The sequence below is a fragment of the Proteus appendicitidis genome (assembly GCF_030271835.1).
Lineage (GTDB): Bacteria > Pseudomonadota > Gammaproteobacteria > Enterobacterales > Enterobacteriaceae > Proteus > Proteus appendicitidis.
In genome coordinates this window covers 734,935-760,505 of the sequence record NZ_CP127389.1, presented here as the reverse complement: position 1 = coordinate 760,505, position 25,571 = coordinate 734,935, and the positions used below count along the sequence as shown (strand labels likewise).

Here is a 25,571-nt window from a genome sequence, read left to right as displayed (position 1 = left end):
CTTAAAGATGATTTTGTGATCATCACATCAAAAAAAATTCTCCTCACCAATAACCGCTCTCTATACTTATTGTTACGCAATTGTTAATTAATATTAATAACAGCGTATACACATCTATTTTTATTTGTCGTTATTCAATATAACTCACTGTTATTAATGGGGATAATAATGATTAGTATAAAAAAAACTCATCTACTGTTACTCACAGCCCTTTTTTCACATTCACTTTATGCTGCCTATGAACCCGCTGTTGAAGCGCAGCATGGAATGGTTGTCTCTTCTCAACATTTAGCCTCACAAGTTGGAAGTGATATTTTACAAAAAGGGGGAAATGCGATTGATGCCGCTGTTGCAGTTGGTTATGCACAAGCTGTCGTTAATGCCTGTTGCGGTAATATTGGTGGCGGTGGTTTTATGACAATACACCTTGCTGATGGCACAAATACCTTTATTAATTTCAGAGAAACTGCACCCGCTTCTGCGTCTAAAAATATGTATTTAGATAAAGACGGAAATTTAGTGAAAGATGCCAGTCTTTATGGCTATCTCGCCTCAGGAGTACCCGGTACAGTAAAAGGATTAAATTCCGCATTAGAGAAATACGGCACCCTTTCACGCCAAGAAGTGATGGCACCTGCGATTAAACTTGCAAGAGAAGGCTATATTTTAACGCGTGCCGATACTGATGTATTAGAAACAACAACAGAGCGCTTTAAACAAGATCCTGAGTCGGCAAAAATTTTCTTGAAACCAGATGGAACACCGTGGCAACCCGGTGATCGCCTAATTCAAACTGACTTAGCCAATACATTGGAACTCATCGCAAACCAAGGCTCTGACGCATTTTACCAAGGCGAGATCCCTAAAAAAGTTGAAGAAGCGTCGAAACAACATAATGCACTGTTAACTCAAGAAGATTTTGCTAATTTTACTATTACAGAAACCAAACCTATCACCTGTACTTACCGAGGTTATGAGTTTATTTCTGCCCCACCTCCAAGTTCAGGCGGAGTCACTATCTGCCAAACACTGAATATTTTGGAAGGTTATGATCTTAAATCGATGGGTTTTAATTCAGCGGAATATGTTCATACTCTAACGGAAGCAATGCGTCATGCTTATATGGACAGAAACACTTTTCTTGGTGATCCTCAATTTATTAACAATCCAACAGAAAAGTTACTCAGCAAAGCTTATGCCACAGAAATTCGCCAACAAATAAAACCCAACAAAGCCACACCATCAGAAAATGTACAACCCGGTATCGCGCCTCATGAAAGCCTTGAAACAACACACTACTCAGTTATAGATAAAGATGGTAACGCAGTGTCAACCACTTACACTATAAATGGTCGTTTTGGTGCTGTTGTCATCGCACCGGGAACCGGATTTTTCCTCAATAATGAGATGGATGATTTTACAACCAAAGTCGGCGAAAAAAATCTCTATGGTTTAGTACAAGGTGAGCGCAATAGCATTGCACCATTAAAACGCCCATTGTCGTCAATGAGCCCAACGATTGTGACTAAAGAAGGCAAACCTTTCCTTATTTTAGGATCACCGGGAGGTTCTCGTATTATCTCAATCACCTTACAAACCGCACTGAATATTATTGAATTTGGTATGCCACCACAAGAAGCCGTTAATAGCCCTCGTATTCACCACCAATGGTTACCAGATGAGGTTTATTATGAACAACGAGGATTATCAAAAGACACGTTAGAAAAACTCTCTGCCATGGGATATAAAATGGTAGAACAAACACCATGGGGAGCCGCTGAGCTGATTATGGTTGGACTTCCCGGAGAAGAAGGTGTGATCCCAGCTTCATCAGGTAATGATTCTGCTGTTTCTGGTGCTGTACGTGAAGGTTATCTTTATGGATCAAATGATGTGCGTCGCCCTGCGGGTAAAGCAGTGGGTTACTAACCATAAAACCAAATGATAAAACAAATGAAAGAAACCTTCTCTTAATTAGATAAGGTTTCTTTTTTTATAAAAATGATCTAGTCATGGTTTTACAATTTATTCATATTTACAGCTATTAATAATAATCAAAACTCACATTTCATTTAATCGATAATTAATATCGAATATCAATTTATTATTAAAATAATAATATCAAATAAAATAAAAGAACAAATCACCTTTAATTTAATTTCAATAATAGAATATATATAAATGGTATTTATTCTCTTTCTTAATTACAGATAAAAATAATAATCATTTAATTAAATAAAATTAATAACACTCGATGTTTTTATTTCTATGATAACAGTCACAGTATTAATTTATTAATACCCACACTATCAAAGAGGATAATAAAAATACGTAAAAAATGGAGATAACACATTGTAAACACAAATATTTAACATTTTCTTACAACGTGTCTTTTAATCATAAAAAGAGTTGAAATCTATAATCTATCTGCTAACGATACCGTTATTATATTTTTTATATAACGATAAAGCAAGTGGGTAAATAAAGAATTTATCATCACAACTTATTTCTTAATAAAATTAGTTAAGCGGAGATAAATATTAATGTCTGATACACATCATCGTCCAATATTAGATATTGGACTATCAAGACTAGAGTTTCTGCGAATATCCGGTAAAGGGCTTGCAGGGATCACAATAGCACCCGCATTGCTTTCTCTTTTAGGTTGTAAACAAGAAGAAATAGACAGCGGAATAATTCAATTAACCACAACACCTAAAGGCGTTTTAGTCACAAATAGAGCGCGTTGCACAGGATGCCACCGCTGCGAAACAGCATGTACAACATGGAATGATGGAAGCGTTGGATCATTCTTTTCACGCACAAAAATCCATCGTCATTTTTATTTTGGTGATAAAGGTATTGGCTCCGGTGGGGGGCTTTATGGCGATTTAAACTTTACAACGGATACATGTCGCCAATGTAAAGATCCTGAATGTATGAAGGTCTGCCCAGTCAAAGCTATCCGTTATCAAGAAGAGTTCGGCTGTATTGTCGTTGATACTCGTCGTTGTATTGGTTGTGCCGCCTGTACAACAGCTTGCCCGTGGATGATGGCTACCGTCAATCCACAAACTAAAAAATCCGGAAAATGCAATTTATGTGGTGAGTGTGCATCCGCGTGTCCAACAGGTGCTCTGCAAATCATTGAATGGAAAGAAATTACTATTTAATAAATCCAGACAATCACATCACTGACCCACATTTAGATTAGGAAGCAATATTATGACTAACGGCTGGACTGGAAATATTCTAAGGATCAATTTAACTACCGGTGCCATCACTCGTGAAAGCTCAAGCCAATATAAATCCTTAATTGGTGGTATGGGCTTTGGCTACAAAATTATGTACGAAGAAGTTGCCCCCGGCGTTAAACCTTTTGATGAAGAAAACAAAGTTGTCTTTGCGGTAGGTCCTTTAACTGGATCTGGCGCACCTTGTAGCTCCCGCGTCAATATCACCTCTCTTTCCACATTCACTCGTGGCAATCTCGTTGTTGATGCTCATATGGGTGGATTTTTCGCAGCATGGATGAAGTTTGCAGGCTATGACGCTCTGATTATTGAAGGTAAATCAGATAAACCTGTTTGGGTCCATATTGATGATGACCAAGTTTCTATTGAAGATGCCTCTTTCTTATGGGGTAAAGGTGTGCGTCAAACCACAGAAGAACTGTGTGCGCAAACTAGCCCTGAAGCTTGTGTCGCTACCATTGGTCCTGCGGGTGAAAACCTCGTACCTTTATCTGGCATTATTAATAGCCGCAACCACAGTGGTGGTGCAGGTGTTGGTGCCGTCTTAGGTGCTAAAAAATTAAAAGCGATTGTTGTCGAAGGTAGCCGTGGCGTTAATGTTGCTGATCGTAAAGCGTTAAAAGAGCTTAACGACTACATGATGACGCAACTCATTGGCTCTAATAACAACCACGTTGTACCAAGTACACCACAATCTTGGGCTGAATATTCAGATCCAGGTTCTCGTTGGACTGCACGTAAAGGGCTGTATTGGGGAGCGGCTGAAGGTGGCCCAATTGAAACAGGTGAAATTCCTCCTGGTGATATCAATACTGTCGGCTTCAGAACCATGAAATCCACCTTTGACTTAGGCCCAGCAGCAGAAGAATACACCGTGAAAATGGGAGGATGCCACTCTTGCCCTATCCGTTGTATGTCTCAACTCAATGTTCCACAAGCGAAAAAATTTGGTGTACCACAAACAGGTGGTAACACTTGTGTCGCTAACTTCGTTCACACAACTATTTTCCCTAATGGCCCTAAAGATATTGAGAAAAAAGGAGATGGTAACGTTGTTGGTAACCTTGTTGGTCTAAATATTTTTGATGATATGGGATTATGGTGTAACTACGGTCAACTTCATCGTGACTTCACTTATTGCTACACCCACGGCGTCTTTAAACGTGTGCTTTCAGAAGAAGAATATAACGATATTCCTTGGGATAAGCTTGAAGAAGGTAATCCAGAATTTATCAAAGACTTCTATTACCGTTTAGCGCATCGTAAAGGTGAGTTTAGCCACCTTGCTGATGGCTCTTATCTCATTGCACAGCGCTGGAATTTAGGTGAAGAGTATTGGGGTAACAAAAAAAATAAACTTTGGTCACCAATGGGCTTCCCAATTCACCACGCAAATGAAGCATCGGCTCAAGTTGGTTCTATCGTTAACTGTATGTTTAACCGCGATGCGATGACACATACCCATATCAACTATATCGGCAGTGGTTTACCCCTAAAATTGCAAAAAGAGATTGCCGGTGAACTGTTTGGCTCTGGTGATGCGTTTGATGAAACCAAAAACTATACACCAATCAATAAAGCCAAAATTGCTTATACCAAGTGGACAATTTTACGTAGTTGCTTACACGATGCCGTCACCTTGTGTAACTGGGTATGGCCAATGACGGTTTCTCCTCATAAGAGCCGTAATTATCGTGGTGACTTAGAAATGGAAGCCAAATTCTTTACGGCTATTACCGGCGAACCAACCACATCTAAAGATTTAGATTTAGCCTCAGAGCGTATTTTCACCTTACACCGCGCTTATACCGTTAAATTAATGAACACCATGGATATGCGCAATGAGCATGACCAAATCTGTTCATGGGTATTTGATAAAGATCCTGATATTCCAGTCTTTACTGAAGGTACAGACAAAATGGACAGAGAAGATATGCAACTTTCTCTCACTCTGTTCTATGAAGAAATGGGCTGGGACCCACAATTAGGTTGCCCAACAAAAGAAACTTTGGTTCGCCTTGGATTACAAGATGTTGCGGACGATTTAGCGTCTCGTGGTTTATTACCAAGTTAATGGGTAAAAGAAGGAGATCATGATGATAGAACAAAGTGCATCGGCTTCTATACCACAAGATATCGCTGATGATGCAGATATTGCTTTAGAGCAACCTGACATTTCTCGTCGCCGTTGGTTACTGCCACTATCAAAAATAGGTGTTGGACACGCTTCTAACACCTCAACGGATATTGCAGAAGAACCTGTTGCAGAGATAGCCGAATTATCTGCCGAACAACATCTCGCGAATGCGATACGTCAATGCTCAAAAGAAGGTGAACTATTAGCAATTTCAACGCTGTATGATGCACCCTATTCTCTGACTGAAGAGGATATTGTGCAGTTAGAAACTGCGTTAAAGAGTGACGAGTTTATTGATATTGCCCATTTAAGTCTCAATGGCGAGGATTATTTCTACTCTGATGAATTTATGTCAGATAACTTCGCACAACTGCAATTATTAAACCGCCACGCGGATATTTGTACAGCAATTGCAGGTGTGGTTCGTTTTGAATGCGAAACCTATCCTCGACCATTGAAGCAAAGCATGTTGATGTCTGAACCTTTTAATTACACGGCTTCAGAGATTGAAGATGCACTGACACTGATGAAAACCCACCCTGATTTTCAGGATATTCAGCAAGTTTTAGCGTCCAACGATGCCCCTTATCTCTTTAGTAATACGTTAATGAGTTACGGCAAAGCACGAGGCTTAACTGAATGGATTGAGGTAGAACAACATGAAAATCCTTAACGTTCTGTCTTATCAACAAAATTCGATGTGGGTATTACAACATCATCAGACTGAGGAGCAAAAATAATGCGTGTTTCTCGCCGTAAATTTGTAGCTGGTATGGGATCGGTCATTTTTTTCAGTGCGCCACTAGGAAGTGCGCTTGCAGCAACTGCAGAAAAAAAACCTATCCGCTATGCCATGATCCACGATGAGACGCTCTGTAATGGCTGTAATATCTGTGCCACTGCATGTCGTCGATTAAATAAAGTACCCAATGGAATGGCTCGGATGGACATTGCTCATATTCCATTAAGCCTCAAAGAAGATAACGATAAATACCATTTCTTTAGACACTCTTGCCAACAATGTGAAGATGCCCCTTGTATCTCGGTTTGTCCTACAGGTGCTTCTTGGCGTGATGAAACCAATGGCATTGTTCGTGTTAATAAAGAGAAATGCATTGGTTGTAGCTATTGTATATCGGCATGCCCATACCAAGTTCGTTATCTTAACCCTGTGACACATGTCGCTGATAAATGTGATTTTTGTCTTGAGTCTCGATTACAAAAAGGTTTCCCACCAATTTGTGTGAGCGCTTGTCCACAAAATGCCTTGTTATTTGGCAGAGAAGACAGCCCTCAAATTCAAGAATGGCTCAAAACACACGATTACTATATTTATCAACTTGATGGTGTAGGAAAACCACATCTCTATCGCCGTGTAGGGCCTCATGTTCAAGAGGAGGGTAAAGTATGAGTATCGTCAATACAATGCCAGACAGTGCTCAATTCCAAGCTGCACTAAAAGAGTATGTTTTAATCTATACGCCTGATTATTTGCCCCTCTGGCTAATTGTCGCAGGTGTATTATTTATTGGCATGCTACTGGTGCTCGCACTTCATGGTTTTTTACGTTATCACTTTGCCACACCACACGGTGAGTCGCATAAAGAAGAGAAGCTCTATCTTTACTCTAAAGCCGTGCGTTTGTGGCACTGGAGTAATGCCTCTTTATTTATTCTGTTGCTGCTTAGTGGTGGCATTAACCATTTCGCCCTACTTTCTGCTCACGATACTGCGTTATTAGTTAACGTGCATGAAATCTGCGGTTATCTGCTCTTAGTGTGCTGGTTATCCTTTGTCCTTATTAATCTCGTTGGTGGCAATGGTAAGTTTTACCGTATTGATGGCAAAAACTGGTTTCACCGCGCCTTTATGCAAACGCGTTTTTATCTCTACGGTATTATCAAAGGAGAAGATCACCCCTTCCCAGCAACACCCAATGTTAAGTTTAATCCACTGCAACAAATGGCTTATTTAGGGGTGATGTATGCATTAGTTCCATTACTTTTAATAACAGGTGTTTTACTACAAAATCCAGCATTTATTCCTGCTGATGCCGTGATGTTTAAAGCATGGTTATTAATCGCACACCAAATATTAGCTATATGTAGTGTCTTTTTTATCATTGGTCACCTTTATCTGTGTACAACAGGAAAAACACCATTCCAAACTTTTCGCAGTATGGTTGACGGTTACCATAGACACTAATTAATACATGGATTAAGGAGCTTATATGTCAGTCCCTTCAAAGGAAAATATTAGATTAACAAAAGAAGACTTACGGCAACTGCATGTCTCAACTTCGCTTTATCGTTGGTTTTTGCGTTATTTTCCTGATGGAGGTACTTACAGTGCTATCCATAGTGAGTTAATAAAACAGCATCGTACACAGTGGATAGAAAGCTTTATTCAATATATTTATTTACGTCATTTTAGTGAAGCATCCTTTGCCAAACAGGAACAAGAAGTCATGGAAAACATCTTGTTCCTGCTCGGCAATGAACAACAACAAGGTGTGACATTACAACGCCAGCCATATCACAGCACGTTGCCAACATCTGAAAATATTCAATTTGCGACCGAATGGCACCAATTAGTCTTAAAAAGTCAGCAATTAAGCACCGATCTGGCTTTATGTGGAAGTAATAATATGGTGGCTTTTTCTGGCGATGAAAATAGCATTGCCAACACAGGTTATAGCAATCAATTGATAAATACTGGTTTTGCAGGAAAGGTATGTAATACGGGTAATCAATGCCGTATTGGCAGCTTAGGAGGACGATCCCGCATTTGTAATAGTGGCAATGATGTCAAAATTTATGCCTCAGGCAATGGCGTTCATATCGCAAACAGTGGTATGCGTAATTTCATTACTGCCTCTCAAGATCGAGCAAAAATCACCAACACTGGTGATTTAGCACAAATCAATGTTACTGGAAAAAACGCTGTAGCAATCAACACAGGCGATAACTGTAAAGTCACAGTATCTGGCGATAACAGTATTTGTATATCAACAGGTAGCCTCCATCAGTTCTGCCTAGGAAAAGGCGGCAGTGCAGTAATTGCTTATCATGACGGCAATCGTACTCGCTTTAAAATCTTCTATGAAGGTGAAGATGATATTGTTGCAGGAGTTCATTATTACTTAGATGAAAACCAACGGCCCGTGGCAGAAAAACAGTATTCTACAGATCAAAATTAATGACAATCTAAGCTAAACTGCTTACTCACCCCTTAAATAAAATAGACACTATAATGTCCAAAATAGCTATTTTTTGCTATAATTGGACATTATAGTGTCTATTTTAGGCTAATAAATGAAACTCTCATTACTTACTGATCTCAATGTTAGTCGAGCCTTTGCCTCTCATTTACGAAAGTTGCGTGAAAAAGAAAAATGGTCACGCGAGCAACTTGCCGAGCGTAGTACAGTTCCTGCTTCAACTATCAAAAAGTTTGAGTTACAAGGTAAAATTTCACTACGCCAGTTACTGTTACTTTGGCAATGCCTTGATGATTTAAATAATCTTTATGCGGTTGTTGATCCTAAGAAAGTGAATAAGCCACGTATGCCAAGGACTATTGAAGAGGTGTTACAAGATGAGTTTTAAACCAATACAAAAGCTAAATGTAACACGGACGTTATCTACAGGTGATTCCGTTTTAATGGGAACATTGGTACAAAACCATAGTGGTGTATTTTTTCAATATGATGCGCATTACTTAACACAATTTGGTAATAGTTCACCTTTTAATCTACAGAATAATACGGATTTACAAATAGCCCCTAAAAAACCTCATGGTAATTTGCAAGGGCTTTTCTCGGATAGTTTGCCTGATGGATGGGGGCGCTTATTGCAAGATAGAATATTCCGCCAACATGGTATACAACCGCATGAAATTACGACGATGGACAGGTTAGCATTTGTTGGTAATAAAGGTATGGGAGGATTATCTTATTTACCAGCCTCTGACTATCAAATAGATGAACAGTTTGAAGTTGATTTGATTAATTTAGGTTTAGAAGCACAAGCTGTATTTGATGGTCAAACGGAAATTGTTTTATCTGAACTTGCTATTGTTGGTAGTTCTGGTGGCGCTAGGCCTAAAGCGTTGCTTTATTTTAAACAAGGAAATTTTAATCAATGTAAAACGTATGAAGAAGAAGGTGATGAATCATGGCTGATCAAATTTACGTCTAAAAACTTACCTCTTGGCCATGATGAAGGGCTATGTGAAGCGATCTATCTCATTCTAGCAAAAGAGTTAGAGCTAAATCCTCCACAATGGCAACTTATTAATGTTCCTAAAAACAATGACGGAAAATCTTGGTTAGCGCTAAAATGTTTTGATCGTGTCACAAATAGTTCTGGTAAATCAGGGCGTTTAATCATGCACAGTGCATGCGGATTATTAGATGCTGATTTTAGGCTACCTTCTTTGGATTACGAAGATTTAATTAAAGTAAACCGCGTACTATGCAAATCAGTTTCAGCCGGACAACTCCAGTTTAGACGAGCTATTTTTAATCTATTCGTCTCTAATCAAGATGATCACAGTAAAAACTGGTCATTTTTACAATATGATGATGGGCACTGGGAGCCGGCACCTTTTTATGATGTGACCTATAATCCCAATCCAAGAAATGAGCATATCACTTCATTTGGCGGGTATGGTAAAAAACCACCATTAAAGACAATAAAGCAGCTTGCTGAAATAGCAGGTTTTGAAAATTGGCAACAAGCACAAGCGTATATTCATCATACAGTTGATGTTATTGCTCGATTCTCATCACTTGCCAAAGAATATGATGTATCAAAATTAGTACAAACAGATATAGAAAAAACACTGGCTGACCGTTTAAAAGAGAACCAGCACTTACTTTAATTCCAACAAAAAGGGAAACTTTCGTTTCCCTTTTCACGTTTAAATCAATGTGCTTTATCGCTTATTTAGTCACTTTCGTCTGGAGTGCTTTTTTACTCTGAGAGCCTGCAACTTTATCGTAAATACCGCACACAACAATCGTCACCACTACGGGAATGAGCCATGCTAATCCCTGTTCACTTAATGGCAATTTAGTTGCCCAGTCTGGTAATAAATGTTTCAGATAGTCAGAGGCTTTTATTGCATCAAAAATACCGAAAAATAAGCTAACCGCCATTGCCGGTGCGATAATACGACTTGGATTATTCCATAAACGTAATGTGAAACTCATTAAAATAATCACAATGCAAGGCGGATAAATCATAATCAATACAGGAATAGAAAACTCAATAAGTTTGCTTAATCCTAAGTTTGATACAACGGCTGAGAATACCGCCAAGATCAACACTAATACACGATAAGAGATAGGCAAATAACGGCTAAAAAACTCTGCACATGCACACGTTAAGCCAACAGCGGTCACCATACAGGCTAAGAAAATCAGTACGGCTAAGAAGAAGCTACCAAAATTGCCGAAAGTGTACTGAACATAAGCATGTAAAATATCAGCGCCATCTTGAGCACCCGGAATAATACTGCCACTGCTAGAGCCTAATTTAAATAAACTCAAATAGATCAGAGTTAATAATACGCCAGCAATAATTCCCGCCCACATAGTATAACGTGTTAACAGTGAGGAATTATCAATACCTCGAGAGCGAGCCGCATTAACAATAACAATACCAAAAACCATAGCGCCCAATGTATCCATGGTGAGGTAACCGTTAATAAAGCCCTGAGTCAACGCCATATCACGATAAGCATCAGTAGCCGGAATAGCACCACCAGCAGGCCAAAATATTGCAGCAATACCTAATATTGCTAATGCCAGAATTTTAATCGGTGCGAGAATATGACCAACACTGTCTAGCAATTTTCCCGGATAAAGTGAAATACCAATCACAATTAAGAAATAGACAATGCTATAAATCAGTAATGACATTTCTGTATCACCCACTAAAGGAGCAATACCTACTTTAAAAGAAACCGTTGCAGTACGAGGCGTGGCGAAAAGAGGTCCCACAGCAAGATAGGCAACAATAGCTAATAATAATCCCATTGATTTACCAATAGGGGTGCTTAATGCCTCAATACCCCCACCGACTTTTGCCAATGCGACAACCGTTAAAACAGGTAAACCAACCCCGGTGATCAAAAAGCCAATTGCAGCAGTCCAAACAAATTCGCCTGATTGTAAACCCACCATTGGAGGAAAAATAATATTGCCAGCGCCAACAAATAGGGCGAATGTCATAAACCCTAATGCCAGAATATCTCTGGAAGTTAATCTATGTGCCATAAGTTTTGTTAATATATAGTTACAATAATGGTGAAATTGCGCCAATATAGCGCAACATAAAATCAACAATATCTATTTAGACTCATGCCATCATTATTTAGGATAATATCCATATATAATCATTTCATATAGAGCAATTAAGTGCTAAATAGAAAAAATCGCCGATAACTGGTCACAAGTAAAACTTTTATAATGAAAAAAGGCAATAGCTAATCCAAAAACCAGAATAATCATCTAAACTATTTTTCAGCACTAGTTATAACTGTCATATATCATCGAATATACATGATATGATTTGTGCATTTTTCCACCAATAATATTGAATATCGGTATCATTTAAAGTTAGCATTAATTAATAATATTAAAATTTAACGCTACGATATTAGTTTTCATTGATATTAAAAAGATTAAGAAAGGGATAAAAAAGCCTCTATCACCAATTAAATACAAGTGATAAAGGCTTTAAAAAAGACATACTGTTAGTGTGTTTTTTTAGCAGTAAGCAATGTTTGAGGAAGGATAAAAGAGAACGTGCTCCCAACACCGACTTTACTTTCAATATTCAATTGAGAGTGATGATGGAGCAACGATTTTTTCACAATCGCCAAACCTAACCCAGTACCACCAGAATGACGAGAGCGAGCTTTATCAACGCGATAAAAACGCTCTGTTAGACGAGTTAAATGTTCAGCGCTGATCCCCGCCCCATTATCTGAAACACTAAATAACATGCCTTGGGGGATTTTCTTCCAACTCACGTTGATTGTTGTGCCTTCTTCAGTGTGATTAATGGCGTTATACACTAAATTAGAAACTGCACTACGCAATTGCTCTTCATTACCACGAACTGCCCACTGTTCATCAATATCAAAAACAATCTGATGTTGACCTTGGCTAAGTGAGTTCGCTTCTTGTTGTAATAAAGCCAAAATAGCAGGAATATCAACAATCTTGTTTAAATCAATATGAGGAGCAGATTCAATACGAGAAAGTTGTAAGAGTTGCTGAACAAGCGTATCCATCCGTTTAGCTTGCTCTTGCATCGTGACTATCGCCTTATGCTCTGCGGGTTTTGTTACGCTATTTTCTTCCATCATTTCAAGATAACCTTGAATAACGGTTAACGGTGTTCTTAACTCGTGACTGACATTAGCAAAAAAGTCACGTCGTGAGTTTTCTAGTTTATTTTTTTCTGTCACGTCACGCGCCACCATCAAGCGCTGATCTTCGCTATATGGCATCACACGGAATTCAACAATAGAGCCATTATTTAGTGAAATGGTTAAAGGGCGACTAAAATCGCCTGCGGTAAAATAGTGCAAAAAATCAGGATAACGTAATAAGTTAAAAATATTTTGCCCGTTATCTTCAGGCCAGCGAAAGCCTAATAAATGTTGAGCTAGGCTATTACACCAAAAAATATTCCCTTCATTTGTCATCATCACAACAGCATCGGGTAAGCTTTCGGCGCCACTTCTAAAACGTTTAATTAAATCGCCTAATTCTCTGCGTCGTTTACGATTACGTTGTTGGGTCTGTCGAATGCCATAAAAAATAGGCTCCCATCCTCCTCTTCCTTCTGGAGGCAATACAGAGCGATCTAACCATAACCATTTAGATAATTTCAGCAAATTATAGGCATGCCACACAAGAGCGCTGAGAAGCGATACCACCAGCAGCCAAGGAAGATGCCCAATAAAAAGCGATAATATAAAGGCAGGTAAGCAAAATAGACATAGCCCCCAAACGAGGGCTTTCCACGATAGTCGTTCTAACACCTGACGATTACTCCCATATTGACTTAGAAACGGGCAGAGAAACGATATCCCGTTCCACGTACGGTCTGTATCATTCTGTCATGGCCATCTTCTTCAATAGCCTTACGTAAACGACGAATATGCACATCAACAGTACGGTCTTCGACATAAACATTGGTTCCCCAAACGTAGTTTAGCAGTTGTTCTCTGCTGTATACGCGTTCAGGATGAGTCATAAAAAAGTGCAGGAGTTTAAATTCGGTGGGTCCCATATCAATCGGCTTATCTTGACTTGTGACACGGTGAGAAACAGGATCAAGACCGAGTCCATTGAATTCAATAATATCTTCCGCTGACATCGGTGATAAACGCCGTAAAATCGCTTTCACTCGGGCAACAAGCTCTTTAGGTGAAAACGGTTTGATAACATAATCATCAGCTCCCGTTTCTAACCCTTGGACTTTATCTTCTTCTTCCCCTTTTGCCGTTAGCATAATAATGGGAATATCACGAGTATTACTTTCCCGCTTCATCTGTTTTATTACTTGTAAGCCTGATCCTCCGGGGATCATCCAATCTAATAAAACTAAATCAGGGTAAGGATCAATAAGAAAGCTCAATGCAGAATCATAGTCTTCTGCTTCAATGGGTTGAAAACCATTTTGTTCTAAAACAAAACAGATCATCTCTCGAATTGCGGTTTCATCTTCAACAACAAGAATACGCCTTGCCATACTCTATCCTGTGTAATGTATATAGAGGGTCAAAATGATTATGATGCAGTTTTATGACAGATTTATGACTAACCTTAACATTACTGAAATAGATCCCCGTTGTTAAGGTAAATAAATTACTTTTTGGTGAGATATCACTCAAAAAAAAGGCTTATTGTTGAGTTTTCACTAAAAAAGTAAGGTGCGCTATACTCTTCATCAGATAAAAAAGAGGGATAGCAATGCGGATTATTCACACATCAGACTGGCATTTAGGGCAATATTTTTTTACTAAGACTCGAGCTAAAGAACATCAACAGTTTCTTGATTGGTTATTAGCACAAATAAAACATTACCAAGTCGATGCACTGATTGTTGCAGGTGATATTTTTGATACTGGCTCCCCTCCAAGCTATGCCCGAGAGCTTTATAACCGTTTTGTCGTCGCTATTCGAGATACACAATGTCAGCTTGTTATTCTAGGTGGTAATCACGACTCTGTGGCGACACTAAATGAATCAAAATCACTCTTGGCGTGTTTAAATACGACGGTTATTGCCAATGTTCATACTGAAACACCACAAGCACCGCTAATTCTTCCTCAAAAAGATAGCACTCCGGGAGCATTGCTGTGTGCAATCCCTTATCTACGTCCTAGAGATATGATCAGCAGTAAAAGTGGGCAATCAGGTGCTGAAAAACAAACCGCCTTAAAAGAAGCGATTGCTGAATATTATCAAGCTCAATATCAAACAGCCCTTGAATTACGTCAGCAATTAAATGTCGATATTCCCATTATTGCAACAGGTCACCTCACCACAATTGGCGCGAGTGTGACAGATTCTGTCCGTGAAATTTATATCGGCACCTTAGAAGCCTTTTCAGCAACCCTATTTCCTGAATTTGACTATATCGCCCTTGGTCATATTCATCGTCCTCAAGTGATGAATAAGTCCGGTCATATTCGTTATAGTGGCTCCCCTATTCCTTTAAGTTTTGATGAGAGTGGGCAACAGAAAAGTGTCTGCCTTATCGATTTTGAGCAAGACAAATTAACTAACCTCACACTATTACCTATCCCTGAGTTTCAATTACTACGCACGATTAGTGGTTCATTAAAAGAGATAGCGATACAACTTGAGGATTTAAAAAAACAATACGGCGAAATAGATACCACTATTTGGTTGGATATCGAAGTTTCAACACAAGATTATCTCAGTGACATACAAACCCGTATTCAAGAGCTAACTAACGATCCGCTTTTTGATGTGATCTTATTAAGAAGAGCGAGAAAACAGCGCCAAGCATTCACTCAAAATGAAAACGAAACACTGGCCGAATTAACCGTTTATGATGTTTTTGAAAGACGCTTAGAACAACATGAGTTTGATTCAGAAGAAACTAAAACTCGTTTAACAACATTATTTAAACAAGCAGTTGAAATGGCAGAGAAAGAGGATAACGAAGCATAATGAAAATCTTAAGTCTGCGATTTAAAAATATTAACTCCTTAAAAGGCGAGTGGAAGATTAACTTTAACCAAGAGCCTTTTATCAGCAATGGATTATTTGCGATTACAGGTCCTACGGGGGCGGGGAAAACCACGCTGTTAGATGCGATTAGTTTAGCGCTTTATCACCGAACTCCACGATTAGATAAAGTCACACAATCACAAAATGAGTTAATGACACGCCACACCGCGGAGTGTTTGGCTGAAGTTGAATTTGAAGTTAAAGGTGTGGCTTATCGAGCATTTTGGGAACAACGTCGAGCTAATTATAAAGAAGATGGCAACCTTCAAGCACCGCAGGCAGAACTGGTTAAAATCAATACCACAGGAGGCGAAGACAAAATATTAGCAAGCAAGATAAGCCAAGTGAAAGAGATGATCATTAATATCACTGGTCTTGATTTTGATCGTTTCACTAAATCTATGTTGCTTTCCCAAGGGCAATTTGCGGCTTTTTTAAATGCAGATGATAAATCTCGCGCTGAATTACTCGAAGAACTCACTGGCACAGATATTTATCGTCATATTTCTCAGTCTATCTTTAAACATTGGCGAGAAGAAGAACAAGCATTAAAAACACTAAAACAGCAAGCCGAAACGATGGCGTTATTAGATGAAAATGCTCGCCAAGCTCTATTAACTGAACAAACGGATCTTTTTGCCAAAGAGAGTTTATTACAAAAAGAACAACAGGAATATCAAGCAGCAAAACAGTGGCAAGAAAAAGAAATAGAACTCAATAAAAATAAAGCATTAGCACAAAATGAGGTTAATTTAGCACAGGAAGCATTAGTTTCTGCTAAACCTGATATTCAACGTCTTGAAAATAGTGAACCAGCAGAAAAAATTCGCCCAATTTACGATGAAAAAAATCGTCTATTAAAAGAACAAACCTATATTGAGTCACAACTCTCAACACTAACAGCGGAAAAACAGCTTATTGAACAACAGAGCCAACCTATTAATCAGCATTTAGTCGAGGCTCGAAATACATTTAAACAACACGATGAGAAAAAACAGCAAACCTTGCAGCTTATACGTGAAAAAGTCGCGCCATTGGATAATCAGTTAATCTTGCTACAACAAGATATTTCAGTAAAAACACAGCAAAAAAATACGCTAGAAAAAACGCAATCAGAATATCTGGAAAAAATACAGTTAACAGAAGCCAAATTAGCGGGATCACAAAAGCAATTTAATGAATTAAATGAATATTTAAATCAGCATACCGCTCATGCTCAACTTGCTGAAAACTTACCGTTATGGCAGCGTTATTTTGAGCAATATGATGAAATTACAGAGAAATATCGAATTAGTCAGAAAAGTGAAAAAGCAGAACAAGAAAAAGAATGCTTACTTAAACTCGAATTAGAAAAAGCGACGAAAACGCTAGAAGCTCAACAGCACACGCTTAATTTACAGCAACAACAATTAAGCGAATTACAAACGCAACTTGAGCAACAAAATAAAGCGGATGCTATTGCAGATATTCCTCATCGTTCACAACAAATTTCACAACAAAGAAATGCTCTCACAAAACTAATGGGAGTACAGGCTCAATTACAGCGCGCTATAAAAACTGAACATCAGTACCAACAAACGCAGTCAGACAATCAGCAAAAAATAGCCATGCTGACTGAAAATATTCACAAAAATGACACTGTTTTAAAAGAGAAAGAACAACACCTTAAAGACTTAAACGATAATTATCTGCTAATAAGGAAGTTAGCGGAATATGAAGAAGAGAGACAACGTTTAGTTAAAGACAACCCATGTCCTGTTTGTGGTTCAACCGAGCATCCTTATGTTGAAAAATATAAAGAAATTCAAACGGATGAAACAAAATCACGTTTAGATAACTTAACACAGCAAGTGCATACATTAACAATAACGTTAGTGGAACAAAAAACACAGTGTGCTAGTTTTGAAGTTCAAAACGAAAAATTAAGTCGCGATCTTGAGCAGCTAACACAAGATATTGCGTCATTAAAACAGCAATGGCAGATTTTAGCTCAAACTTACGCATTACCAGATGTTGACTGTGAAGAAACGGCTTTAACTCAATTAGATTCAGCCCTTGAGAAAGAAGATAATTTACTGACACAAAAACGAATTAGTTATCAACAATTAGAAGTCAAAATTCAGCAAGAATACAAGTTGCTATCTGATGCCAAAGAACAATTTAATCAACAACAGCAAGCGATCCTTCATCAACAAAATGAATTTGCGCAACAACAGAAAGAAGTTTCCAATAAACAACAACAAACAGCGCAATATCTTCAACAACAAGCCCTATTAACGCAGGATCTGCAATCTCTAGTCAAACAACAAGGTTATGAATTACAAGAGTTTGAAGACAAAATTCAATGGCTTACTGCGCGTAAAAAAGAGAGCCAACAATATCAATCAACCTTAAAAACACATCACGAATTACAACAAACAATCCGCGAATTGTTATTAACGCAGGAAGAGAGAAAACGCTATTTATCTGAAACGCAAAAAGAACTTGATGCTGTTTTGATCCAGTTACAAAAACTGCATCAGCAACAAGAACAACTAAAAGCACAACGCCACGCTTTATTCGGGATACAAACCACCGAAGATGCACGTAATGAGTTAGATAAACAGAGTCAGTTGTTACAAAAGCAAATTGAGCAATATAGCGAAGAGAAAAACCGACTCGAAGTCCGTTTAAATCAGCTTATTGGTCAATATCAGGAAAATGAAAAATCGCGACAACGGTTGCAAACACGCTCACAAGACATTATTGAACAATATCAATATGCGTTAAAAAATAGCCCGTTTACTGACGAAAATGCATTTTTAGCCTCTCTGTTATCCGTCGAGGAAAGAAATCGCTTACAAGAGCAACAAAAACAACGGCTTGATAAGTTGTTGCAAGAGAAAACACGTCTAGATACACAAGAAAAGGCATATCAACAACACTTGCTACAACAACCTTTATTATCAACTGAGCAAAATATTGAACAAATCACGGCACATTTATTGGCACTAGAAACACAGCTAGTGCATACACAAGAAACCAAGTTTCGTCTTCAAGAGCAACTGCGTACAGATGAAGAAAAACGTAAAGAACAACAAACCTTGCTCGACAAAATAACGAAACAGCAATCTCAGTTTGATGATTGGAGCTATTTAAATGAATTGGTGGGATCTGCATCAGGAGATAAATTCAGCCGTTTTGCCCAAGGCTTAACGCTTGATCATCTAATTTATTTGGCCAATCGTCGTTTAGAAAAGCTTCATGGACGTTATTTCTTGCAACGCAAAACACCAGCAAGCCTTGAACTACAAATTGCCGATACATGGCAAGCTGATGCTTTGCGGGATACTCGCACGCTCTCTGGTGGTGAAAGTTTCTTAGTCAGTTTATCGCTCGCTTTAGCGCTGTCGGATTTGGTCAGTAACAAAACACAAATCGAATCACTCTTTCTAGATGAAGGCTTTGGCACATTAGATCCTGACACCTTAGATATTGCATTAGATGCTCTCGATAGCCTTAATGCATCTGGAAAAATTATTGGTGTAATTAGTCACGTAGAAGCAATGAAAGAGCGCATTCCAGTGCAAATTAAAGTGAAGAAAGCCGGAGGCGTTGGCATTAGCCAGCTTGCTCCTGAGTTTAGATATGTAGATAAACAGAATTTAAATCAAGTAGTTAAAAACTAGGTCGAATATTTTGACGTAGCTGATTAAATTTTTTATATATCAATAAATCACGACTAAGCCCTATAGTATATCCATAGATTAGCCCAAGCTAAGACACGCTTTAAGCGCTTAAATTTATCAAGGAGACAATCATGTCTAACGCATTTACTGATTTAATGAAAAAACGTAGAACAATTTATCATTTAGGTAATCAACTTCCAATTAGCGAAGACAGAGTCACTGCAGTTATTAAAGAAGCGGTTAAAGAAAGCCCTACAGCATTTAACTCACAAACATCTCGTGTTGTGGTTCTGTTTGGTGAACAACACCAAAAACTATGGGGTATCGTGAAAAATACCCTGAAAAAATTAGTCCCCGCAGAAGCGTTTAGCGCAACTGAAGCTAAAATTGATAGCTTTGCAGCAGGCGCTGGTTCAATTCTGTATTTTGAAGACACCGATATTGTAAAAGGTCTTCAAGAGCAATTCCCACTGTATGCGGATAACTTCCCTGTATGGTCAGAACAAGCAAGTGGTATGGCGCAACTTTCTGTTTGGACTGCATTAGCCGCAGAGAACGTAGGTGCTTCATTACAACACTACAACCCAATTATTGATGACGAAGTTCATGCAACTTGGGATCTGCCAAAAACATGGAAATTAAGAGCGCAAATGGTCTTTGGTTCAATTGAACAAGAGGCTGGCGAAAAGAATTATATGGAAGATGATGCACGCTTTAAAATCTTCAAATAAGAGTTAGAACAGACATCTGACAAAAGACCCTAGCAATAAGTAATACCCTCTTTCTTTACTTTCATTCCTTGCCCACAGCCACTGTGGGCTTTTTTTTATTACATATCCATAAAAAAAGAGTGGTGACCTTATGCCACCACTCTTTTATTACTTAATCAGTTTCAGATCAGCCTTTCGCTGTTTTTTCTGAGCATCATAGAAATTTTCATGGGAACCGATATGCAGTAAATACAGTTCAACTTTGTTGGCGACCCATGAATAGCCGAGTAGTACAGTCAGCTCATTAAGCCTAAATTTGTGTACTCTGAGATAAGCAAGATCGCCTTTTTTCTGTTCACCAATCAATGGATTATCAATTATTTGATCAATTTCATCTTCAATAATTTTCACATCTGATTCAGGCAACTTTTTCATTGCCTTTTCAAATCGAGCTGACTGATAAACATCAATCTCTTTTTGTGGTTCGGACATATCGAGAAACCTTTTTGTTTTCGACTTCCGCCTGTGCCAGTAACAATTCTTCGATAAAGCTATATGGCAGATCAGGGTTATCTTCAGCTATACGCCCTATTTTAGCCCAGTGTTCAATTTGTTTAGGAACACTTCTGCTTTTCGCTTCCGCATGAATTTTAGCATCAGACACAAAGTCTTCATCTAATCTTACGGAAATAGCCATTACTTACACTCCAAGCCTCACGGCAGTTATAACTTTAGAACTTGATAACATTAAAACGTTATAAGTTTAGATCTTTATAATGACGACAAAATGCAATCTTTTGTCGCAAAATAACACAATACACCACAAACTACCCATTGTAAAGGCGTTAACTCTTATGTTTATTCCCACATATTGGTGAATAAAAAACATAAAAAAAGAGCAAAGTGCGTAATGAATACAAAGGTAGGGATGGACCCTTTGTGTTCAACACTTTGCTCTCTTTATTTATTTACGCACCTCCCATAAGAGGTGCGATTTTCACAAGGCGTATGAAAATACGTTATTTACGTGTGATGTTATTCGCTTTTGGTTGAGCAACAGGAGATTGCTCAGCAAAGTATTTCACGACTGCATCAACATCTGGCACGCTGTAAACTGGATCTTTACCTTCTTTCAGTACAGAGAAGTTACTACCACCCGTTGCTAAGTATTCGTTAGCCACAACACGGTAATTCGCTTTCATATCTACTGGTTTGCCATCAATTTTCATTGATTCAACGATAACACGGTTACCATTAGATGCTTTGCTATCCCATGTGTACTGGAAGTTACCTGAAATCGCTAACACTTGTGGACGTGAACGATCCCATTGTTGCTCTAACAGGCGTTTGATTTGCTCACCTGTTAATGTTTGAGTTAACAGTACGTTAGAGAATGGCTGTACAGTGTAGATTGCGTTATAAGAAACATCGCCACCTGTCATATCAGCACGAATACCACCGCTGTTCATAAATGCGATTTGTGCGCCACCCATATCTTTTGGTTTTGCAGTGTATAAATGCGCATCAGCAATCACTTGACCCAGTGCAGACTCACCCGCATCGTTAGTTTGCTTAGTTAAATTACCTTCTAACTTACCGATAATACGGTTAGCTAATGGGGTTGCGATTTTTTCGTAAGCTTCTAACAGTTTGGTAACGGCTGGATCTTTTTCATATTTGCGGTTATCAACCCAAATATTACGTGCTTCAACATCAACAACATCTTTTGTTGTTTTGTCTAATTTCAGGTCGATACGCGTTAACATTGCACCGTTTGATTGCGCTGATGTTACTGAACGTCCGTTAATTGTACAGTTGTAAGCTTGGTGAGTGTGACCTGTTACAACGAAATCAATCGCTGGATCTAATTGCTCAACAACACCCAGAACTTTGCCCGTAATACCATTACATGCGTTGATATTCACAGGACCACCGTCACGACGTTGTGCAGCGCCTTCGTGAATTAATACACCAATCGCTTGAACACCTTGTGCTTTTAACTGAGGCACTAATGCATTGATGGTTTTTGCTTCGTTATGGAAGCTTAAACCTTCAGTACCTTTAGGCGTTACGATTGCAGCAGTACCTTCTAGAGTGACACCAATAAAGGCAACAGGGATACCGTTAAATTCTTTGATAACATATTCAGGGAATAACGTTTTGCCTGTTTCATTAACAGTTACGTTTGCTGATAAGTATTGGAAATCAGCCCCTTTAAATTCAGTTGGACCTTGGCAACCTGTCACTGGATGGCAGCCACCGTTTTGCTTACGCAGTAACTCGCCCATGCCTTTATCAAATTCGTGGTTACCCACAGAAGTTGCTTCTAAGCCTGCTAATGATAATGCTTCGATAGAAGGCTCATCATGGAACATTGAAGATAACAGAGGGCTTGCACCGACCATGTCACCCGCGGCAACAACGATGTTGTTCGGGTTATCTTTCTTCATTTCTTTGATTAATGTTGCCATATGCTCGATGCCACCAGGTTTGTTTGGACCTGGCGCTTTTAGCGCACCGTGGAAGTCGTTCATTGCGATAACACGCACATCAACAACATTAGCTTCGTCGTAGTTCTTTGCACAACCCGCTAATAAGACAGAGCTTACCGCTAGTGCAACGAGTTTATATTTATGGTTCATTTAAAATTTATCCCTAAGATCAAAATTCACGTTTCGGACAATCAATTACTTCGAAATCTTTGCTATAACAGATATAGAATTCATCTCGATTAATTTGAATTTCTTTATCCTTCAGTGATGGATTGTGTTCTTTTAAGAACTTAATCAATGCACTGTTTGAAGGACGGCCTTCTGGTAATACTAACGCTTCATACAACTCTTTTTGTTTACCAAAGAATGCATCTGGTGTATCAAAAGCACACACACCATGTTTTTCCCACTCACCTTGCAGTAAGTCGATACCCGGAGAATCACACAGATAAGGTTTGATAGCAGAGTATTCTAAAGGTGGTAAATCGCCTTTACATAGACGAGGATGCTTGCGTATGTCTTTCCAATCACGGCACTCTTCCCATGATTTACCATCACAGGTTTCAGCCCACAGCCCATGAACTATCCAGCCAAATTTGTTATCAGAGAAACACTGGATTTCAAATTTATCGTACTCACGTTTTGCACGATCTTTTTCATTATCGTTATTTAAACGTTTAATGTTATTACTTTTATAATCACAAAAAGCCGGTGAGTAGTTAATCGCTAACTTAAAGTAATCTGTCGATGCTGTGCTATTTTGGCCATAGCGATCATTAGAAGCAATGTAGTCGTAAGGTGCTGTTGGCGCATCAGGCAAAATACAAGATACGCCTTCAACTAATTTAGCTTGAGGTTTTAATGGTTCTGTAATTTCAGGTGCTTGCGTTGCACATCCTGCTAGCACTAAAGCAAAAGCTGCAGGTAATAGCTTCATAAAGCGCATAAAATCCCCTTAAAGAGCAATAAGTTTTACTCTCTTGGTTCAAAAAGGTAAGAAAAACCTGCCCTGAATGGGCAGGCTTAATAGCTTATTTCTTCTCAGTTAAATCAATTTTGTAAATTGCAAAACCGATTTCATCATTTTCCACAAAGGTCATTGGATATTGAGAGAAATCTTTAATAAATGCAGCCGCTTTTTCACTTGGAGAAGTTTCAAAACGTACATCTAATGCTTTGTCAGTCTTAATAGGTAAGAATGACCAGTTGTTAGCTGCTTTAGTTGCAACTTCGCCTTTTTCTTTCGTTTGTTTAGCAATGTAAGAAGCTAAGATTGCACGGTTTTCATCTGGAGATGCAAACGCAATATTGGCTTCACCAGTACCTGCAAACTTACCGCCGTATCCACGATAGTTATTGGTTGCGATCAGGAATGTTGCTTTAGGATCGATTGGTTTGCCTTCATAAGTCACTTCTTTGATACGGTTCGCATCTTTATTAACGACTTGGCAATCAACGTCATATTTAGCTGGTTGAGTTAAGTCAACTTTATAGTTCACACCACTAATAGTGTCGAAGTTATAAGTACGGAAACCATCCCAGTTGATCAGTTCTTGTGGTTTAGTTGAGTTAGGATCAACTTGGTTCCACATACCTGCTGAACATTCTAACCACTCAACAACATCAGCACCGGTCGCTTTAACAACCACTAATGTGTTTGGATACAGATATAAGTCTGCCGCGTTACGGAATGTTAAGTCACCTTTTTCAACTTCGACGAAGTCTGCTGGTGCATTTTTACGACCACCCGCTTTAAATGGCGCAGCTGCACCTAATACTGGTAAACCGTCTAAGTTCGGATCACCTTGAATAAAGTGTTTGGTGTAATCAACTTGTGCATCATTCACGATTTGTACAGTTGGATCGCTTTGTACTAATGCTAAGAAGCTGTACATGTTGGCAGAAGCTTTACCAATGTGTTTACCCACGAAATCACGGGTGCCTTGGTGTGCTTTTTCGATGATTTGCGCTAACTCAGCATCACGTTCAACTAATGCTTTTTTGTTTGCTTTATCAAAGATAGGACGCGCTTCACCTGTTGCTTGTGTCATCACCCATTTACCGCTGTCGTTGTTGATAACCATATCAACGACACCTAAGTGATCACCCCATTGGCCAGGCATAACTGCAGGAACGCCATTTACAGTACCTTTAGCAACATCAACACCTTTAATGCCTTCAAATTCTTTGCTTGGGAATACGCCATGAGCGTGACCAAACATGATTGCATTGATGCCTTCAACTTCACTTAAATAATAAACAGAGTTTTCAGCCATTGCTTTGTACGGCTCTGACGCAAAACCAGAGTGAGGAATAGCCACAATCAGGTCAGCACCCTCTTTTTTCATTTGAGGGACGAATTTTTTCGCTGTTTCTGTAATATCGTTTACAACGACCTTACCATCCAGATTGGCTTTATCCCAGATTAAGATCTGTGGTGGAACGAAGCCGATATAACCAATCTTGATAGTGTGTTCTTTACCATCACGATCTTTTACTGGTGTATCAACAATGATATAAGGTGTGAAATAGTTTTTGCCTGTTTTCGCATCCATCACGTTGGCGTTGATGTAAGGGAATTTAGCACCGGCAATGGCTTTTTTCAGGTAATCTAAACCATAGTTAAATTCATGGTTACCAAAGTTACCTACTGTGTAGCCCATGGTGTTCATCAGCTGGTGAGCTGGATGAGATTCGCCTTTTTCTAAGCCTTTAGCTGCTTGATAGTCAGCCAGCGGGCTACCTTGGATCAAGTCGCCGTTATCAACTAAAATCGCATTGGTTGCTTCAGCTTTTGCTGCTTTAATTAAATTAGCAGTACGGACATAACCAAACTGTTCTGTTGGTTTGTCTTTGAAGTAGTCAAAGTCGATTAAGTTACTGTGAACATCAGACGTCTCCATAATACGAAGATCGACTGTCGCAGCATTCACGTTGAATGCGACAAACATTGCTAATGTTGAAATTTTCAACACATTCTTAACCATTACACACCCCTTATATATTGGTTAACAGGAGAGCGAAA

General features: G+C 38.8%; 20 protein-coding genes. 12 read left to right on the top strand and 8 right to left on the bottom strand.

Annotated elements, in window-relative coordinates; all coding sequences use genetic code 11:
- Positions 1-168 precede the first annotated feature (168 nt).
- The 9 genes from ggt to QQS39_RS03480 all read left to right on the top strand — a co-directional run bounded on the left by ggt (position 169) and on the right by QQS39_RS03480 (position 10,275).
- Positions 169-1,929 carry a gamma-glutamyltransferase gene (gene ggt, locus QQS39_RS03520; protein ID WP_285805395.1) on the top strand — a complete coding sequence of 587 codons (1,761 nt, stop codon included), beginning with the start codon at positions 169-171 and terminating at the stop codon, positions 1,927-1,929.
- Positions 1,930-2,543: 614 nt separating this feature from the next.
- The gene (locus tag QQS39_RS03515; protein ID WP_151434295.1) at positions 2,544-3,173 is read left to right on the top strand and encodes a ferredoxin-like protein; all 630 of its coding nucleotides are present in this window, start codon (positions 2,544-2,546) and stop codon (positions 3,171-3,173) included.
- A gap of 52 nt (positions 3,174-3,225) precedes the next feature.
- Positions 3,226-5,328, top strand: coding sequence for an aldehyde ferredoxin oxidoreductase (locus tag QQS39_RS03510; RefSeq protein ID WP_285805394.1), 2,103 nt, complete (start codon positions 3,226-3,228; stop codon positions 5,326-5,328).
- 19 nt (positions 5,329-5,347) lie between these two features.
- Positions 5,348-6,064, top strand: coding sequence for a YdhW family putative oxidoreductase system protein (locus tag QQS39_RS03505; protein ID WP_285805393.1), 717 nt, complete (start codon positions 5,348-5,350; stop codon positions 6,062-6,064).
- A 66-nt stretch (positions 6,065-6,130) separates the two neighbouring features.
- Complete coding sequence (locus QQS39_RS03500; RefSeq protein WP_100159217.1) at positions 6,131-6,802, top strand: 4Fe-4S dicluster domain-containing protein; 672 nt, start codon at positions 6,131-6,133, stop codon at positions 6,800-6,802.
- Positions 6,799-7,596 carry a thiosulfate reductase cytochrome B subunit gene (gene phsC / locus QQS39_RS03495; RefSeq protein ID WP_285805392.1) on the top strand — a complete coding sequence of 266 codons (798 nt, stop codon included), beginning with the start codon at positions 6,799-6,801 and terminating at the stop codon, positions 7,594-7,596. The genes QQS39_RS03500 and phsC overlap by 4 nt, the downstream gene beginning before the upstream one ends.
- Before the next feature lie 25 nt (positions 7,597-7,621).
- Complete coding sequence (gene ydhT, locus QQS39_RS03490; protein ID WP_285805391.1) at positions 7,622-8,590, top strand: protein YdhT; 969 nt, start codon at positions 7,622-7,624, stop codon at positions 8,588-8,590.
- A 115-nt stretch (positions 8,591-8,705) separates the two neighbouring features.
- Positions 8,706-8,999 (top strand): helix-turn-helix domain-containing protein, encoded by a 294-nt coding sequence (locus QQS39_RS03485; RefSeq protein ID WP_285805390.1) that lies wholly within the window; start codon positions 8,706-8,708, stop codon positions 8,997-8,999.
- Positions 8,989-10,275, top strand: coding sequence for a type II toxin-antitoxin system HipA family toxin (locus QQS39_RS03480; protein WP_151434290.1), 1,287 nt, complete (start codon positions 8,989-8,991; stop codon positions 10,273-10,275). The genes QQS39_RS03485 and QQS39_RS03480 overlap by 11 nt, the downstream gene beginning before the upstream one ends.
- 61 nt (positions 10,276-10,336) lie before the next feature.
- Here the strand turns inward: QQS39_RS03480 and brnQ are convergent, their stop codons facing one another.
- The 3 genes from brnQ to phoB form a co-directional block, all read right to left on the bottom strand.
- Positions 10,337-11,674 (bottom strand): branched-chain amino acid transport system II carrier protein, encoded by a 1,338-nt coding sequence (gene brnQ, locus QQS39_RS03475; protein ID WP_285805389.1) that lies wholly within the window; start codon positions 11,672-11,674, stop codon positions 10,337-10,339.
- A 479-nt stretch (positions 11,675-12,153) separates the two neighbouring features.
- A complete protein-coding gene (gene phoR / locus QQS39_RS03470; RefSeq protein WP_151434288.1) occupies positions 12,154-13,452 on the bottom strand; it encodes a phosphate regulon sensor histidine kinase PhoR in 1,299 nt (432 codons plus the stop codon).
- A 23-nt stretch (positions 13,453-13,475) separates the two neighbouring features.
- Entirely contained in the window at positions 13,476-14,165 is a 690-nt protein-coding gene (gene phoB / locus QQS39_RS03465; RefSeq protein ID WP_023580900.1) for a phosphate regulon transcriptional regulator PhoB, read from the bottom strand.
- Positions 14,166-14,386: 221 nt separating this feature from the next.
- Here phoB and sbcD point away from each other — a divergent pair, with 221 nt between their 5' ends.
- From sbcD to QQS39_RS03450, 3 genes are all read left to right on the top strand, one after another.
- Entirely contained in the window at positions 14,387-15,616 is a 1,230-nt protein-coding gene (sbcD, locus tag QQS39_RS03460) for an exonuclease subunit SbcD (RefSeq protein WP_285805388.1), read from the top strand.
- Positions 15,616-19,344: an AAA family ATPase gene (locus tag QQS39_RS03455; protein ID WP_285805387.1), complete on the top strand. Its 3,729-nt coding sequence runs from the start codon at positions 15,616-15,618 to the stop codon at positions 19,342-19,344. The genes sbcD and QQS39_RS03455 overlap by 1 nt, the downstream gene beginning before the upstream one ends.
- 131 nt (positions 19,345-19,475) lie before the next feature.
- On the top strand, positions 19,476-20,075 hold the full coding sequence (locus QQS39_RS03450) for a nitroreductase family protein (protein WP_151434285.1): 600 nt from the start codon (positions 19,476-19,478) through the stop codon (positions 20,073-20,075).
- Between the two features lie 147 nt (positions 20,076-20,222).
- Here QQS39_RS03450 and QQS39_RS03445 read toward each other — a convergent pair whose 3' ends face one another.
- The 5 genes from QQS39_RS03445 to QQS39_RS03425 form a co-directional block, all read right to left on the bottom strand.
- A complete protein-coding gene (locus tag QQS39_RS03445) occupies positions 20,223-20,546 on the bottom strand; it encodes a type II toxin-antitoxin system RelE/ParE family toxin (RefSeq protein ID WP_196569304.1) in 324 nt (107 codons plus the stop codon).
- Positions 20,521-20,751, bottom strand: coding sequence for a ParD-like family protein (locus QQS39_RS03440; RefSeq protein ID WP_004245167.1), 231 nt, complete (start codon positions 20,749-20,751; stop codon positions 20,521-20,523). Before QQS39_RS03440 ends, QQS39_RS03445 begins: the two co-directional genes overlap by 26 nt.
- 322 nt (positions 20,752-21,073) lie before the next feature.
- A complete protein-coding gene (locus QQS39_RS03435; RefSeq protein WP_151434283.1) occupies positions 21,074-22,696 on the bottom strand; it encodes a bifunctional metallophosphatase/5'-nucleotidase in 1,623 nt (540 codons plus the stop codon).
- A 19-nt stretch (positions 22,697-22,715) separates the two neighbouring features.
- Complete coding sequence (locus tag QQS39_RS03430; RefSeq protein WP_069368615.1) at positions 22,716-23,492, bottom strand: ribonuclease T2 family protein; 777 nt, start codon at positions 23,490-23,492, stop codon at positions 22,716-22,718.
- 85 nt (positions 23,493-23,577) lie between these two features.
- Positions 23,578-25,533: a bifunctional 2',3'-cyclic-nucleotide 2'-phosphodiesterase/3'-nucleotidase gene (locus tag QQS39_RS03425; protein ID WP_151434282.1), complete on the bottom strand. Its 1,956-nt coding sequence runs from the start codon at positions 25,531-25,533 to the stop codon at positions 23,578-23,580.
- Between the last annotated feature and the right edge of the window lie 38 nt (positions 25,534-25,571).